Annotated in this window: 1 pseudogene; it reads right to left on the bottom strand. The window is 72.1% G+C overall.

The features are described 5' to 3' along the window. Positions 1-433, bottom strand: a pseudogene (locus LI94_RS24195) (hypothetical protein); the annotation flags it as partial.

Raw genomic sequence — 433 nt, 5'->3', positions numbered from 1 at the left:
TGGTAACGCCGGCCATGGCGGCAACGGTGGTGATGGTGGTGCCGGTGGTGCTGGGGGCAATGGTGTCGGGCAGTCCGGTGCCGGTCTGGCTGGTGGCCATGGTGGCGCTGGTGGTGCTGGTGGCGATGGTGGTGCCGGTGGTGGGGCGGGCACTGCCGGTGTGGGTGGTCTCTCCGGTGATGGCACGCGGGCTGCTGATGGTGCGGCGGGCACTGACGGTGTGCAGGGTCTTGGTGGTCTCGGGGGTAACGCCGGCAGTGGTGCGGATGGCTCGGCGGGGGCGGCGGGCCGTGATGGTCTCAGTGACGGCAATACCTCGATCGATGGGGAGGCCGGTGGCGCTGGTGGCGCCGGTGGTAACGCCGGTGTCGGTGGCGCCGGTGGCTCTGGTCGCGGTGGCCAGGCCGCTTCCGGGGCCGATGGTGTCGCCGGG

The organism is Mycobacterium sp. UM_Kg27 (assembly GCF_000972905.1).
Taxonomy (GTDB): Bacteria; Actinomycetota; Actinomycetes; order Mycobacteriales; family Mycobacteriaceae; genus Mycobacterium.
Note: the sequence above shows the minus strand (reverse complement) of the source record. Positions and strands in the feature narration are given on the sequence as shown.